Source organism: Thermoplasmata archaeon, from assembly GCA_038874435.1.
Lineage (GTDB): Archaea > Thermoplasmatota > Thermoplasmata > Lutacidiplasmatales > SKW197 > SKW197.
Map to the genome: position 1 here is coordinate 42541 of JAVZCK010000010.1, position 14439 is coordinate 56979.

Sequence of the window (14439 nt, forward strand, 5' to 3'; positions counted from 1 at the left end):
TTCTCTTTTAGTTCTTCAATGCCTCAATAACTCGCTCTGCAATCTGCACGCCTGCACGCTGCTGGCCTTCCTCTGTCTGAGCGCCAATATGCGGTGTAAGAATAACCTGTTCTAAACTGAAGAGTTTGTGTTCTTTTGCAGGCTCTACCTCAAACACATCAAGACATGCGACCTTTACCTTGCCAGATACCAGTGCATCATACAACGCATCTTCATCCACAACACCACCCCTTGCACAGTTTACTATTATCACACCGTTTTTCATTTTATCAAATGCGGTTTTGTTCAATAGATGGGTGGTTTCCTTTGTTTTGGGTATATGAAGGGAAATGAAATCAGAATCTTTTAATATTGTATCCAACTCAACTATCTTGGCGAAATCAGAGGTTTTTACATAGGGGTCATAGGCAATAACTTCCATCCCCAGTGCTCTTGCCCTTTTTGCCAGTTCAGAGCCAATCCTACCGATTCCAATGATACCTAGCGTCTTTCCATAGAGTTCAGTCCCGTGGAATCGCTTCTTCTCCCATTTGCCCGCCTTCGTTGAAACCGTTGCCTGAGGAATCATTCTTGCTGCAGACAGCATCATTCCTAGAGCAAGCTCGGCAACAGATATAGAGGTTGCCTCTGGCGTGTTCACTACTTTTATTCCCTTTGCCTTTGCATGTTCCGCATCCACATTGTCAAGCCCTACGCCGGCTCTCCCAATCACCTTCAAATTAGGTGCCGCATCAATCAATTCTTTCGTGACCTTCGTAGCACTTCGCACAATTATGGCATCACAGTCCTTTATCAGTTCTGGCAATTGCTCCTTGGGCGCCTCCCAGGCCTCAACTACCTCAAGTCCTGCATCCTTCAACTTTTGAATGCCTTCCTTTGCAATTTTGTCAGCAACCAGCACCTTCATGTTCACAGCCCCCAGATGTCCTCTATGTTGAGAAGCAGGGATTTGATTTCTTCTGGCGTCCAGTCGCCCATGTGTCCAATTCTGAAGGTTTTATCCTTCAAAGCGCCATAGCCATTCGAAATCTGGAAGCCCCTTTTACCCAGTGCCTTGTTCAGTTCGCCAATGTTCTTGTTTAGATTGTTCTTGAGCGTGGTCACAGTAACTGATTCGTATCCCTTCTCCGGGAAGATTTCAATTCCATGCTCAGTTGCCCATTTCCTTGTCATCTCAGCCATTGCTAAATGTCTCTCGTATCTTTTCTGGGCTGTTTCTGCAAGCATTCTATCAAGTTGGTAATCCAGTGCATACATCAACGACACATTTGGCGTCGTTGGGTTCTGCTTCTTCTTTGCAAAGTAGTCAAAGATTGCAATCAGGTCTGTGTAATGCCCTCGGCCTGGCACCTGTTTTGCCCGTTCAAGTGCAGCATCTGAGACAATGCCTATTGAAAGGCCAGGTGGAAGTGCAAAACACTTTTGAGTGGATGTAAATATTATGTCCGCATTCATCACATCTGGTTCAATCAGGTCTCCACCTGCTGAGGAGACAGTATCAACAACAATCATGATGTCTGGATATTCCTTCTTCACTGCCTGACAAATCTCATTTACAGGGCTCCTTACACCTGTAGAGGTTTCGTTCTGGCAGACTGCAAGGGTATCGTAGTTCCCACCTTTCAACCGCTCAAGCACCATTTCCGGCTTTATTGCCTTGCCCCAGTCAACCACAAGAGCATCCACATCTTTGCCACAATCCTTTATGGTAAGATACATTCTCTCAGAGAATGCACCGTTCACGCATGCCAGTGCCTTCTTCTTTACCATGTTTCTGCCTGTTATGTCCATCCAGATTGTACCAGATGCAGTGAGCACGGTAATATTTCTTTTTGTGTTGAAGTATTTCTGAAGTTTTTCAATAATTCCTGTGTAAAGCTTTGTATAATCATCACTTCTGTGCCCAATCATAGGTTTTGTTTGCTGCAGCAGCACTTCTGGAAGAACATCTGTCGGGCCCGGGATTAACAACCTTTTATGTGCCATTTTACCACCTCAAGACCCCCAACTCATTGAGATAATTAAACTCTTCGGGGCTCTTTATTAGAAACAAAATCAGGGAAAAACATGGGATTGTTGTGAGAAAAAATTTTATTCTATAAACATGATGTTGCCATAAAATATAAAAAATAATATTTCAGGAAGAATTTTTGATGTAAAGAGACCCATAAAATACCTTTGAAAATCCATTTCGACCATGGATGGTGTATTTCAGGTAGTAATAGGGCACATAGCGTTCAAATGGATTTTTGAGGCTCTGATTCTCTGTGTCTGGCTTATAAGAAACTTCGATCTTCTCAATCACCACTTTTGTCACCTCGCTTGCGTTTATATCCTTGCCTATGTTGATTCCATGGGTTTTGTAGTAATTGAGAAGCTCTTGGGGTGTTCCAGAGTAAACTTGTGATTCGGGTGTGAGAACAAAGTCTGTAGGTGCAGTGTAGCTGAAAACCCCTCCTGTATGATTTATCCATACATTTATCAAATCGCCAATCCAGTAATTTCCATAATAGAGAGCAAATGCTACCACTTTAGAGACTGTGTACGTAGGATAAGGCCCTCCTGTTACATTGTTGGAACCAACAATCTCAAGTTTGAGAGAAAGGTGTTCTCGGAGGTGAGGCACCGTATTAAGAACTGTCATATTCACAAAATTCCATGCAATGCTGACTGCCTCCTCATCAGAAATGAAGTCATGCCCCGGGAAATGGGAATCAGAACCACATTCTACTGACACAGCAAATGGTGTCATTGCATCGGCATTTGTGTCTGTCGTCGGAATTGCAAATTTAACGGTTCCCTCAGGACCAGAAACAACAATCCAATTCGCGTATTGTAGTGTAACATTGTTTCCTGTGACTCCATATTTTTTTGCCTCTTTCAGTGCAGTCGTTGTGTTTATTGATACAAAGTATGTAGCTTTGTAGACATTAAGATAACTTTCCCATTTATTTTGGCTGGCGTTCACCAAATCGCCAAGATAGATTTCGCTACCGTTGTACCTCTGCTCAAAGCCCATGACAGTAGAAGGTGGTTCAGTAAATTCTACAGAATGAGGGCTTGGATAACCTTGTTTGGTTTGTTTCTCCATTGCTATCCACAGAAATCCTCCACTTCCACTTATAAGGAACACACAGCACATAATGATTAAAATTCTTTTTTTCATTTTCTGCACCTCCTTTTAAGGGTTATAACTATAGTCATGTGGCCAATCAGCCAACCAACTGTAATACTGGACATACACATACCATCTGATATTTCCCTGTGTCTTTGAAATCGGATCTCTCCATGGTTGTTCCACATCTTCCCACCAATAGTAATCCGTACCGACCAAAGTTCCGTCAACATAGTACTCTAGACACGCGTACAGTGACGCACCATATATACAGGTAGGATTAGGAGATTGATAAAATCTTGCTAGCACACCATCATCTATTGTGGTATTGTACCATGACTGCCCTGCACCCCTTAACCACTGAGCACCATGAAGATACCCTGCATACACTGCACCTCTAGGAGACCCCTTACCATCCTCTGACCAGTATTTATAGTTGTTTGCAGTGCCCTTAAACCCGTTAATCACATGCAATCCTCTATACAAAATGTTATCGCCCCAGCTTGCAATCGCTGTATTAGCATCAGGTCCCAGAACATCACATGCAGAAAAAGTTATCCACTCCAGGTCTGTGTAGCCCCAGAAATCCTCATCTGGCTCCACATCTTTGTCTTTGTCTCCTCCTGAAGCAGCGACATTGAACACAATCCTTGGTTGTCCGTTGAGCGTGGCACCATGCCCTGCAAAGTATGCAATATCTGCATTTACATCTGCATCAGGATCATGGCCAACCCATTTTGCGAAATGGTCAGGTTTTGCGTTGTTGTTTCCATAGCATCCTTTTCCAGTCCAGCCATATGGATCCAACATCTTATTATAGAATCCCTGTCCATCTTTATCTGCACCTATGGCTTGGGTGCCACCATATTGCTTTACCCAGTCAACCCACACTTCAGTAGTATTGTCGTTGTCGGCTCCAGCTTTCGCTGTAGGCATTTGAGCCACAGAGCACCAGAATAGTGCGAAAAGCACAATTCCTATCCCGAAAACTCTCCATTTTGTACCCATTTTTCTCACCAATAATAAGAAAACAAATCTATATATATATATATATCGCAAGTTTTCACAGTTTGAAGCATAAACACTGGCTCATTCTGGATTGTTTGATGAAAAATTATGCCAGTAATTTCAAATAATCATAAAAAACAACATCAAATTGTGAAATCACACATTAGTTTTATATAGGAGAACCTCACATCTCAACATTTGTCCCCAAACCTTTAAATTCAGAGGAATTTTATTCTGCTCCATGGCATCTCTGCTCTCCTACCAGATTCCAGTGTCTCTCCCCAACATCACCTTTTCACTCTGGGACATCTGTGTCTGCATCCTTGCCACCTGCGGATTGATTGCAATTATTTTTGTGCTCCTCATCCTCCTGAAAATAAAGAGGGCAATGAAGGTCATGGAAAAAACAAAACAATTGTTTTCCGGCGGAAAAGAGGTCGTGTTGAAAAAATGCCCGAATTGTGGAAACTTTTACGATGAAAACAGTTTTTGCGAGAAATGTGGCTATAAAAAGAAGTAAATAAAAATCCATAACTTCATGATGCGTAAACTTAAATGCAAAGGTTTAACAATCGTTAAGTGCATGAACTTAACGGTGAAAATATGGGTGATGGAATAGAAGCACTGGAAAAACTGCCCAGGTCTGCAAAAGAGGTCTACAGCCTTATTTCTGAAAACAGGGTAATAAGCAGGGAAGCCCTGATTCAGATGACAGATTTCCCTGAAAGGACCGTGAGGTTTGCAATAAAAAAATTGCTGGCTATGGGTTTAATCCAAGAAAGAATTTCGCTGAAGGACGCAAGGAAAAAGATATATGGGATTAAGCACTAATTGAATTCGGTGAGCACAATGAAAAAAGTACCCTGCGAGGACGCTGTATGGGAGATTCTGCCTGCAATAAGAAGAGAACTTGCAATCTCGCTTATAAAAGAACATTCGCTCACCCAGAGAGACACTGCAAAAATTCTGGGTTTAACAGAGGCAGCAGTAAGTCAATACATAAGCTCAAAAAGGGGTGGCAGAATGGTTCTTCCACCAGAGGTCATGCCAGAAGTCAAGAAGGCAGCAGAGACCATAATTCTCAACGAGGCAAGAACTACACATGAACTCTGCAGAATCTGCACCCTTGTGCAGCACTACTCAACCTGTGGCCAGAGCCATATGATAGTGAAGGAAGAGAGAAAAAAATCAAAAAAATAGTCACATGAAATCTTCAAGCGTGAATTTTTTCTTTGGCTCTGCTTTTCCTTGCTCCTCCTCTTTTTCAGAAGCCATAAACGAATCCAGCGAGCCCTCTGCCAAACTTGACTGTCTCCTGCCAGAAAACAAACTTTCTTCATCGTAGCCAAAGACCTCGAGCACCCTTGCCAGCGTCATCGCAACCCTTCTTGCGTAGTATTCGTAATCTGGCTTTCCTTTAAACTCACGGCCTTCTACATATGGTTCAACCTTCTGCGGTGTTTTCTTTGCGTCCACAACAATCCAGGACACTTTCATTCCAGGAATGAACTCATAGCCCTTTGCAATCATCTGTTTTGCCACCTCTACATGGGCAAGTCGTCCTGCGTCCTTATAACTATCAAACTCCCTTACACTTCTGGAAATCACAAGTTTTTCCACTGGCACCTCGCCACGCAATGTCATCTCCACAAGCAACTTCGCCTTTGCAATCACATTTTTCTTCAACTCCTCCTCATCCTTGCTGTTGAGCACGGTCTCAAACACTTCCATCAAAGCTTCGCTTTGCCAATCAAATGCGTCGGTGCGTCGTGTCTCATAGCCCCTCACCACAATTTCCTCCTTTGGCCAAACAGCTTTTCCCACATACCTCTTCTTTTTCCCATGCGAAAAAAACGGCTCGAGAATCCGCTCAAATTCCAGTGTCAGGCCACCCTTTGAAAACCTTGCAGCTGTTGTTTCCCCGAATTTGATGGACTCCTCCAGATTTGAATGTGGGGATTGAAAGAAAACGCTGTCGGTGTCGGAATAGAGCACCTTGTGCCCTTCACTCTCAAGTGTCTCAATCAGATTTTTTATGTTTTGCCTTGCAAATGCAGTTATTGAAGCCCCAATGTTTTTATCAGTGAATCTGTAAAAAGAGGATGCAAAAACTCCATAGAAGGAGTTCATCAGAATTTTCACAGCATTCTGGAGACCATCGTAGTACGCCTTCTCCTCCTCGCTCTTTGCTCGTTTTGCCTTCTTCTTAAATTCGTCTCTCTGCCTCATGAGGTTCTCAAGGATGTCTGGTACAATCCCCCGTTTTCTTTCCTTGGAGACGAACCGCACATTGCATGGACTCACAATTTCTCCATCTTCTGATATCGTGGTGAAGCAGATGTTGTTGGAGATTATGATGCTTGGGTACATTGATTTGAAGTCGCACACAATCACCCAGTGATAAAGCCCAGGCCTGATTGAATGCACATAACCTCCCTCTATCGGGGCCTCGCTGCCTCCGAATTTATTCATTGGCACGCCCACTTTTCTTCTATCCGCCTCCCTGATTATGAGGGAATCAATCAGTGTTGAGGTTCTACCGTTGATTGCATCATCAAGTGGAAGCTTCGCAACTGCAGCGATGTCCATCCCCCTGCTTATCTCCGCAATCTCCTCAAGAATTCTGAGGGCAAGTTCAGCGTCCTTGATGCAGTAACTTATCACCGCCTCCCTCCGCTCCTTCCACTCCTCATCAATCTTCAGGCGATTCACATCCTCCTTCTCCTCGCCCAGCAGCATCTTCGCAATGAAATTCAGGGTTTCCTGCTTGGGTCTCAGTCGCATCTTAGCGGTGAGCCAGACATCAATCACAATTCTGCCATGAATCCGCCAGAACCTTTCCTGGCTAACTGAAAAGATACCAAAATCCCGCCCCAGCTCAAGTGGAATTCCATGGGCTTTTGCCCTCTCGGTGAGCAACGGGATGTCATAGCCACCAATGTTGTAGCCAGTTATCACATCTGGGTCATACTCCCGCACAAGCTCAACAAATTTCCTCAGAATCTCCGCCTCGTCATCTGTCTCAGATGCAATAGCTCCTTTTATTAACTCAGTCCCCTTTCTAACCGCATACGAAATCACATAAATTTTTCCATTTGCGATGCTGTTCTCTATATCAAAACTCAGCACAACAAGGGGAATTTTAAATGGCTGCACTTGCGCAATTGCCTTTGTTTCAATTACTAGCTCAGTTGTGTAATTCTTTCTCACCTCTTCTGATGCCTCTTCCCCTTCTATTTCAACACAGAGAGAGAGGTCGTTATCAAAGAAATATCTGAGATGGAAGGGTATGTCTGCAGCCAGGCAAGCACCTTCTGGAAATTTTTTTCTGAATTCAGGCACCTTATAGGGATGTTTTATCGTTACTTTCAGGCAATCCATTTCCCTGTTTTTCACGAAAAGTTTGCAGTGCTCAACACCATGCACTTCCTCATGCGTTTTCAGTTCCTCGACAACAGCGGCTGGTGGCGAAACCACATAAAAATAGGGAGAGAAGCCATGAATTCTCGCTGTGAGAGATTGACCTTCCTTTGTTCTGCAGTATAAGTCAATCACAACACTCCCGTTTTCCTCGTGATAACTGGCATCAAGCACCATTGCCCTGTATTTCTTCATTAATTGGAGAATTGCATCAGAGTTATTTAACTTTCTTTCGCGAGCAAGAGCAACCTTGGAGTGCCGCAATCAAACCAGCGACAACAATACAGAACATCAGGACCTGGCCAGATTCTGTAGCTGCCGGCTGAACAATCACAGTGTAGTTCTCAGTTTGGGAGGCATAACCGCCAGAATCCAATGCATAGAAATAGTATTCAAGAGTTCCAGCAGCACCCTGGGCAGGAAGTGTTGCTGTGTAATTACCATCTGTGGAATTCCCTGATGTAAGCGACATTCCCATTGCATACCATGTAGTATCTCCAACTGGCTTGTAATACACCCAGACGCCTGAAAGCGACAGCGTGCTTGTAATTCTGACGGAAACTGGAATGGTCTCGCCTTGCAACACAGAGCCTGGTGGAGTGTGTTCAAAGCCAATCTTTGCCTCAAGGGTGACATTTGCATAAACATAGCTCCCACCATCTGGAATTGAAACTGGGGTCTCATTTGACACATTTGTTATTCCCCAATTATAATCAGTTGCATTCAGGAATTGAATTGTTCCTGTTGTCCCACTATAAGCATCATTCACCTTCACGAAAATTCGGTTTTTTGTGCTATGGTTTATGTAGTTTACGCCATCTGAGAGGTCAATCACAATGTTGCAGTCAGGGAAAGCATACCTTTGGTAGCTTGAGATTCCCACATATCCCTGGATTGAGTTGAAATCCAGAATTTTGAGAGAATAGGAAGGAGATGTAACGTTTCCAATCCCTCCTGTAATCCCATTCCACATTATTTCACCCCTGTAAGCATGCTGAATTTTTACCTCTGCAACCAGCGATGGAGTGTAATTTGTTCTATCCGTGAGGAAATAGGCAGTAAGCCAGCAAATGGTTGCGTTTTTCATCGCTTTGTAAGACATCCAGAAATGACCTGCATCTCCCCAGCCAGTTCCCCAGGAATTCACAAGACAGAACGCACCAGGCCCATCTGCAGTTTGTCTATCGTCATCAAAGCCGTAAACAGTAACTGCATGACCGCCTCTGTTTGTGCCATAAACTTCAGATTCACAGTATGTGTTGTTAAAACTTGAAATGTAGTCAAAATTCGAATACACATTGATTGCAATTACTGCAGTGCCACCATTGGCAATGTGCTGTTTCAGGTTGGTAAGCCCACTATCAGTGGCTGTGGAAATGTAAGAATAGTTCCAAGCCCTGAACTGAAGGGCATTTCTGTAGGTTTGAGATGATGATGGCCAGGATGTTGCATCACTGGCGCTATAAGGCATCTCTTGATAGGAGGCACAGCCCATCGTGCACATAAAATCCATTGCTTCGTGGATAAAACTCCCGGTGTCTGAGCCACCGTTGATGTGGTGATAGAGGAATGCAGGTGAACACTGATATGAGGTAAGATTAACATCCCATTGCTTTTCTCTCCATTCCAGATGTGTTCTGTGGTAGTAAGCACTTGCCCAGGCAGTGCAGGAACCCTGGGAACCCTGGCTTCTCACGGGAGGCAGGCCAGCACTGTTTATTACCGAGTGAATTGAGTGGTTGGTTCTTATGTCGAGTTCTGGTGATGCTGGTGCAATGTAGGTCACTTTGTGGTCAGGAATCACTATGTCTGGATTAGCAAACAGAAGCCCAAGACCATGTTCGCTCAAATCCGCATCGAGATTTCCAACACTACCTTCTCCCTGAAAATACAAAGGGCACATTACGAGGAGGGAGATGAATCCTATCATAACTTTCTGCATCAAGTTATCACCACTACAGGATATTGTCTCCAAAGTTATATATTTTCTCTTCGATGGGTTGGTCTCACGGTTATTGCTTTCCCTGTTCTATTCTGACCAAAAAAGTTATTTACACATCTCCATTATTTGGTCTCGTGATACCATGAAGTTTGAGCTGACCAAGGAACAGGAAGAGTTTAGAAGCAAGATAAGGGAATTTGCTCAGAATGTGATTGCAAAGTATGCAGAAGAGAACGACCGCACTGGGAAGCTCTCTCAGGAACTCATAAAAAAGATGGGTGATGCGGGCTATCTGGGATTGACAGTGCCAAAGGAATATGGGGGTAACCTCGTTGACAACATCTGCTATGCCATAGCGATTGAGGAGATGGCAAAGGTATGTGCCTCAACTGCTATCTCCGTGGCTGTCCACAGTTCCCTAGGATGCGGGACAATTCTCTACTATGGCTCAGAAGAACTCAAGAAAAAGTATCTGCCAGATTTGGCAAGCGGGCGAAAGATTGGGGCTTTCTGTCTAACCGAGCCGAATGCCGGAAGTGACGCAGGCGCCCTCCAGACCACTGCCAAACTGGAAGGAGAGGAGTATGTGCTTAACGGAGAAAAAACCTTCATCCTGAATGGACCAATTGCCAGCGTTTACACCATCTTTGCACTTACACAGCCGGAACTGAAAACAAAAGGAATAAGTGCAATCGTCATAGAGCGTGACACACCTGGCTTCTCAATTTCCCATGTTTTTGACAAGCTTGGTGTAAGAGCCGCTGAAACAGCAAAGCTGAAGTTTGAGAATGCAAGGGTGCCGAAGACCAATCTACTTGGCAAGGAAGGCGAGGGCTTCAAGATTGCCCTTTCCTGTCTGGATGGTGGCAGAATAGGAGTTGCCGCCCAGGCACTGGGAATTGCGGAAATCTGTCTTGAGAGTGCAATAAATTATGCAAAGCAACGAGTTCAATTTGGACAACCAATCAGCAAGAACCAGGGCTTGCAGTGGATGATCGCGGAAATGGCAACAAGGATTGAGGCAGCCAGATTACTGGTTTATAATGCGGCTTACCACAGAGACATGGGGAAAAGGGTCACAAAGGAGGCATCAATGGCAAAACTCTTTGCCTCCCAGTGTGCGGTGGATGCATCATCGCTCTGCATGCAGGTTCATGGGGGCTATAGCTACATGAAAGAATATCCAATTGAGCGGTATTACAGGGATGCGAAGATTACCCAGATTTACGAAGGCACAAGTGAGGTGCAGCGCATCGTAATTTCCAATATGCTTGGCTTATGAGAAATCCGTGGCTTTGGAGACACTCTTTTTTCCTTGGTTTCTTATTTTTGATCGGTGCAATACTCTGCTTTGCCTATGGAATTTACAAGGGAGAGGTGCAGGCAGGACTTTTACTCATTTTTCCATTTTTTATTGGTAGTGGGATTCTTTCCCTGCTCGGCACAATCTTTCTGATGCTTGCAATCTTCTGCTTTGCAATTGGATTCATAGGAAGAAGCGTGGGTTTCATAGATATTGGGGTTGAGGAAAAAGATTACGGAGAGCATTTACAAAGCCATGAAAAACCCGAGACAAGTGTAGATGGGATTCTGCTCGTCGGTCCTTTTCCAGTTATTTTCACCACAAAAAAATCCCACATACTCTATCTCGCAATCCTCGCATTTGCACTAGCAGTAGGAATTCTGCTCCTGTTTCTAGTTCTCGCATTCTTTCATTAGTTTATTCACTGATTTCTAATGCTAACTTTTGAGGACATGAAAAGGGGCTAACCGCTCTACGCTACCACGAGGGGCTGCGCCACTTACGGACGGGGTTACACCCTATGGTACCACGAGGGTTGGCACCCTTACGGTAACCTGCCTCAAGGGGATACCTTCGGTATCCCCGAACCTGTCCATTTTTTCCGTGAACGCTTTTGCGAGCGTTAGCGAGCAAAAGGGTTCACCGAACCAACCCTTTTTTCGTACGATCTATGTGTTGCCCTTATTTACCTCTCTTAAGAAGAGATTTTCTGCCTCCCTTTCATCCCTTCCCATATCCCCACAATTAGAAGCACAATTAGAAGCAATGCAAGTGGGATTCCAAAATCAATTCCTTGCTCTGGCACTGACTTAATCCAAACACCAGCTCCAGATTTTGCCTCTGCAAATCCCTCCTTTTTCGCTATTACCTGAAAAACAAGATTTCCCTCTTTTAATGCAGAAAAAGTAAACACAGCTCCTCCCTCAGCATTCGTAACCTTCTGGTATTCACCAGCAACTACTCCATTTTGCCCAACAAAAATCTCCACAGTTGCGTTCTCTACACCCCTTCCATTCTCATCCTTCACACTAACAACCACAGTAAAATTCTCACCAACCTTTACCGCTGTTTTATCAATCTCCACGCTTATTTTCATTTCTCCTGGCAGAATTCCAAGCAAAATACTTGTTGTTGCATTTTCGTAATGCTCAGCACTTATGTTCGCAACCAGTTTCCCAAAGATACTAGCATTTACATTCCCAGCAACAAATTTTGTTGTAAATGTTCCATTCGCATCTGTTTGCCCTGCCAGGCTCTCAAACTTACCCGGCAATTGCGTGGAAAGAGAAACAGTTGCGTTCTTTACTGGCTCTCCTGTCTCTGCATCTGCGACAATCACACGAAACTCATTTTCTTCGTCAGAGCGAAGCGTGCTCTTTGCCACAAGAATTTTCGCAGTGAGTTTTGCTAGTGGCACTGTAACACAAACTGTGTTGCTTGGCTCACTCTCGCCAATTGCGTTTACGGCTGTAACATGGTAGTAGTAGGTGATGCCAGGGGTAACATTGGTGTCAACAAAAGATGTAGTGTTGGCATCAACGGAGGCAAGAAGGGATTTGTTTTCTGGGCTAATACCACGATAAATATTATAGAAGAGAAGAGAAGAACTCCCATTGTGAAGTGGCGGTAACCAAAATAGCGAAGAAGATGTGGGAGAAACCTCAACTTGCAAATTGGTTGGTCTTTGGGGAACGCTCTTTTCAAATGCGAACCAAAACATATTTGTGCTCTCCAGATTGCCGCTTTCATCTTCAGCAGTAATGTAGTACTCAACCTCGCATATCTTTGGATTATATGAGAAGTCTAGAGTGCACAAGTATTTTCCATGTCTTCCATCTCCACCTTGCAATTCCAAATCTCTCGTGAGAAATTCTTCATTTTGATACTTATAATGAAGTTTTACAGAAGTAATCGGTAATTTGGATCCCCACACTTCAGCCTCTATCGGCACTTTCCAGCATGATGCAGCAGGGCAAAATTCATGAACAATGATTATTCTTGATGGTCGTGTAAGGGGAAGAAAATCATTATGCCCTGCCAACGGGACGGGGTAAGGTTTGTCTACAAATCCGTCGGAATTGTTGTCTGGCGAAAGCCAATTTGACCAGAAATTTCCTGCACTGCTTGAATTCCAGCAATTTCCATTTTCATGTCCTATCAGATGTCCTTCCCACACTTGCGTAGTATTGTTGTTATTGTTGATAAAAGCATTCTCATATGTTTGGGTGAAGCCGCAATTAAATCCTAGAGTTATCGCCAATTCTTCGTTTTCAATAAAACTATTGTTTACGATTCTCGTACTCACTCCTCCGTCAAGATATAAACCCTCTCTATTCTTTATGAGCGTGTTATTCTCAAATCTCGTACGCACAGATGCCCAGGTATCAATAGCAATTTCATTTCGGAAGAAATAGTTATTCTCAAACAAAAGACAGTTTAAGATTTCGCATCCTATGTAGTTTTCATAGAAGATATTTCCCTTTATTACCACCGTTGGTGTGTCATAAGCCGTAGTAGCGTCAAAAAGGATTCCATATGTGTTATGGAATATTGTATTATTTTCAATGATGGTTACATATGTGCCCTCAGAGGCCACTTCGGTATATACGAAAATTCCAGCGTAACTATCTGAAATTTTATTGTTTATTATATGTAAATCCCTACAAAATCTTACGTTTATTCCTCCATATTTTATTGTTGTCTCGGATAATGTAAGATTTGTGCAATTCAGAAAGATTACCTCTCCAATCTCGTGCCTAAATGAGATTTTTTCTCTCGCTCTATCCTTTATAAAAATTACAGGCAAATCGTTAACATAGTTTGTTTCATCTATATCTATCCCACAAACGAAAGGTGGTGAATAGATCGTGAGTGTAAGTCCTATTGAAGCATTGTACAATCTGTTTCCTCTGAGAGTGATGTTCCCTTGTGAAAAGACATCTATACACCACTGGTTAGCATAGATTGTATTGTTGAATATGTTCAAACTATAATCGTTAAATACACAAATCCCAACAATAGAGCTCCGAATTATATTCCCAACAATAGCAACATCTTTATTGTACGATGTAAATACACACCCGGCAAATAACCCTCCTTCCACTACCTCCTCAATTGTGTTGTTCAAAACTACACACATTTCCGAACGAGACAATGTGAGACCATACCCACATACATTATTTACCACTTTTCCGCCTTTACACTCGATAAGGAGTACCCTCTTCAGGAAAGAGCTATTAGATATTGTTATGTTTTGGGATTCGGATATCCAACACGAGATTATATCACTATTCTCACAATCTATACATTTTAATATTGTAAGGTTTACTGTATTAGAGACTCTAATCCCCCTGCAATTAATGAATGTAATTCCAAGAAGAGTTGCATTTTTTACATTGTTAAGAATAATGCCAAAACCATCAGATGTTATCTTCTTAATTAAACAATTAGCTATCTTAAAATGCTTTGTAGTATTTCCAATATATATTCCATATGTACCATACTCTCCGTCGATCTCCCAATCGGAAATAATAAAAGGATTCTCAGGCGTTCCGTTCCCTGAAGAAACTCCATTTGCTTCGATAAAATTTTCATCTCCTTCAATGAATATCGGTTTATGAGGATGAGAGTAAGAAGCTTTGCCACATGCTC

13 protein-coding genes are annotated in these 14439 nt (G+C 43.1%); 6 read left to right on the top strand and 7 right to left on the bottom strand.

The features are described from left to right. Positions 1 to 7: 7 nt before the first annotated feature. From QXD64_05340 to QXD64_05355, 4 genes are all read right to left on the bottom strand, one after another. Positions 8 to 907, bottom strand: a complete 900-nt coding sequence (locus tag QXD64_05340) for a hydroxyacid dehydrogenase (protein ID MEM3396737.1) — start codon at positions 905 to 907, stop codon at positions 8 to 10. Between the two features lie 2 nt (positions 908 to 909). Further along, on the bottom strand, positions 910 to 1986 hold the full coding sequence (locus QXD64_05345) for an alanine--glyoxylate aminotransferase family protein (protein MEM3396738.1): 1077 nt from the start codon (positions 1984 to 1986) through the stop codon (positions 910 to 912). Positions 1987 to 2137: 151 nt separating this feature from the next. Then, positions 2138 to 3166 carry a hypothetical protein gene (locus QXD64_05350; protein ID MEM3396739.1) on the bottom strand — a complete coding sequence of 343 codons (1029 nt, stop codon included), beginning with the start codon at positions 3164 to 3166 and terminating at the stop codon, positions 2138 to 2140. Positions 3167 to 3181: 15 nt separating this feature from the next. Continuing rightward, a complete protein-coding gene (locus QXD64_05355; protein MEM3396740.1) occupies positions 3182 to 4123 on the bottom strand; it encodes a DUF6345 domain-containing protein in 942 nt (313 codons plus the stop codon). Positions 4124 to 4364: 241 nt separating this feature from the next. Here QXD64_05355 and QXD64_05360 point away from each other — a divergent pair, with 241 nt between their 5' ends. From QXD64_05360 to QXD64_05370, 3 genes are read left to right on the top strand one after another with little or no spacing between them, the layout of a single operon-like run. Then, the gene (locus QXD64_05360; GenBank protein ID MEM3396741.1) at positions 4365 to 4643 is read left to right on the top strand and encodes a hypothetical protein; all 279 of its coding nucleotides are present in this window, start codon (positions 4365 to 4367) and stop codon (positions 4641 to 4643) included. 59 nt (positions 4644 to 4702) lie between these two features. Further along, positions 4703 to 4954, top strand: coding sequence for an ArsR family transcriptional regulator (locus QXD64_05365; protein ID MEM3396742.1), 252 nt, complete (start codon positions 4703 to 4705; stop codon positions 4952 to 4954). Between the two features lie 18 nt (positions 4955 to 4972). Next, positions 4973 to 5323: a transcriptional regulator gene (locus tag QXD64_05370; GenBank protein MEM3396743.1), complete on the top strand. Its 351-nt coding sequence runs from the start codon at positions 4973 to 4975 to the stop codon at positions 5321 to 5323. On the opposite strand, the gene QXD64_05375 is transcribed toward QXD64_05370, so the two are convergent. Together QXD64_05375 and QXD64_05380 are read right to left on the bottom strand one after the other, a co-directional pair. Beyond that, positions 5324 to 7738 (bottom strand): DNA polymerase domain-containing protein, encoded by a 2415-nt coding sequence (locus tag QXD64_05375; GenBank protein ID MEM3396744.1) that lies wholly within the window; start codon positions 7736 to 7738, stop codon positions 5324 to 5326. Between the two features lie 22 nt (positions 7739 to 7760). Then, complete coding sequence (locus QXD64_05380) at positions 7761 to 9485, bottom strand: C1 family peptidase (protein MEM3396745.1); 1725 nt, start codon at positions 9483 to 9485, stop codon at positions 7761 to 7763. Between the two features lie 142 nt (positions 9486 to 9627). Here QXD64_05380 and QXD64_05385 point away from each other — a divergent pair, with 142 nt between their 5' ends. Together QXD64_05385 and QXD64_05390 are read left to right on the top strand one after the other, a co-directional pair. Continuing rightward, on the top strand, positions 9628 to 10767 hold the full coding sequence (locus QXD64_05385; GenBank protein ID MEM3396746.1) for an acyl-CoA dehydrogenase family protein: 1140 nt from the start codon (positions 9628 to 9630) through the stop codon (positions 10765 to 10767). A gap of 47 nt (positions 10768 to 10814) precedes the next feature. Continuing rightward, entirely contained in the window at positions 10815 to 11204 is a 390-nt protein-coding gene (locus QXD64_05390; protein ID MEM3396747.1) for a DUF131 domain-containing protein, read from the top strand. 278 nt (positions 11205 to 11482) lie between these two features. On the opposite strand, the gene QXD64_05395 is transcribed toward QXD64_05390, so the two are convergent. Continuing rightward, entirely contained in the window at positions 11483 to 14242 is a 2760-nt protein-coding gene (locus QXD64_05395; GenBank protein MEM3396748.1) for a NosD domain-containing protein, read from the bottom strand. On the opposite strand from QXD64_05395, the gene QXD64_05400 reads away from it, so the two are divergent. Continuing rightward, on the top strand, positions 14148 to 14408 hold the full coding sequence (locus QXD64_05400; protein ID MEM3396749.1) for a hypothetical protein: 261 nt from the start codon (positions 14148 to 14150) through the stop codon (positions 14406 to 14408). The two genes, QXD64_05395 and QXD64_05400, sit on opposite strands and share 95 nt — an antisense overlap. The last annotated feature ends 31 nt before the right edge of the window (positions 14409 to 14439 follow it).

What these genes read in the sequence shown, in the direction of transcription:
- QXD64_05370 (MEM3396743.1), top strand. Translation starts at nt 4,973, where the DNA reads ATGAAAAAAGTACCCTGCGAGGACGCTGTATGGGAGATTCTGCCTGCA.
- QXD64_05355 (MEM3396740.1), bottom strand. Translation starts at nt 4,123, where the DNA reads ATGGGTACAAAATGGAGAGTTTTCGGGATAGGAATTGTGCTTTTCGCA.
- QXD64_05345 (MEM3396738.1), bottom strand. Translation starts at nt 1,986, where the DNA reads ATGGCACATAAAAGGTTGTTAATCCCGGGCCCGACAGATGTTCTTCCA.
- QXD64_05360 (MEM3396741.1), top strand. Translation starts at nt 4,365, where the DNA reads ATGGCATCTCTGCTCTCCTACCAGATTCCAGTGTCTCTCCCCAACATC.
- QXD64_05350 (MEM3396739.1), bottom strand. Translation starts at nt 3,166, where the DNA reads ATGAAAAAAAGAATTTTAATCATTATGTGCTGTGTGTTCCTTATAAGT.
- QXD64_05400 (MEM3396749.1), top strand. Translation starts at nt 14,148, where the DNA reads ATGAATGTAATTCCAAGAAGAGTTGCATTTTTTACATTGTTAAGAATA.
- QXD64_05340 (MEM3396737.1), bottom strand. Translation starts at nt 907, where the DNA reads ATGAAGGTGCTGGTTGCTGACAAAATTGCAAAGGAAGGCATTCAAAAG.
- QXD64_05385 (MEM3396746.1), top strand. Translation starts at nt 9,628, where the DNA reads ATGAAGTTTGAGCTGACCAAGGAACAGGAAGAGTTTAGAAGCAAGATA.
- QXD64_05380 (MEM3396745.1), bottom strand. Translation starts at nt 9,485, where the DNA reads ATGCAGAAAGTTATGATAGGATTCATCTCCCTCCTCGTAATGTGCCCT.
- QXD64_05375 (MEM3396744.1), bottom strand. Translation starts at nt 7,738, where the DNA reads ATGAAGAAATACAGGGCAATGGTGCTTGATGCCAGTTATCACGAGGAA.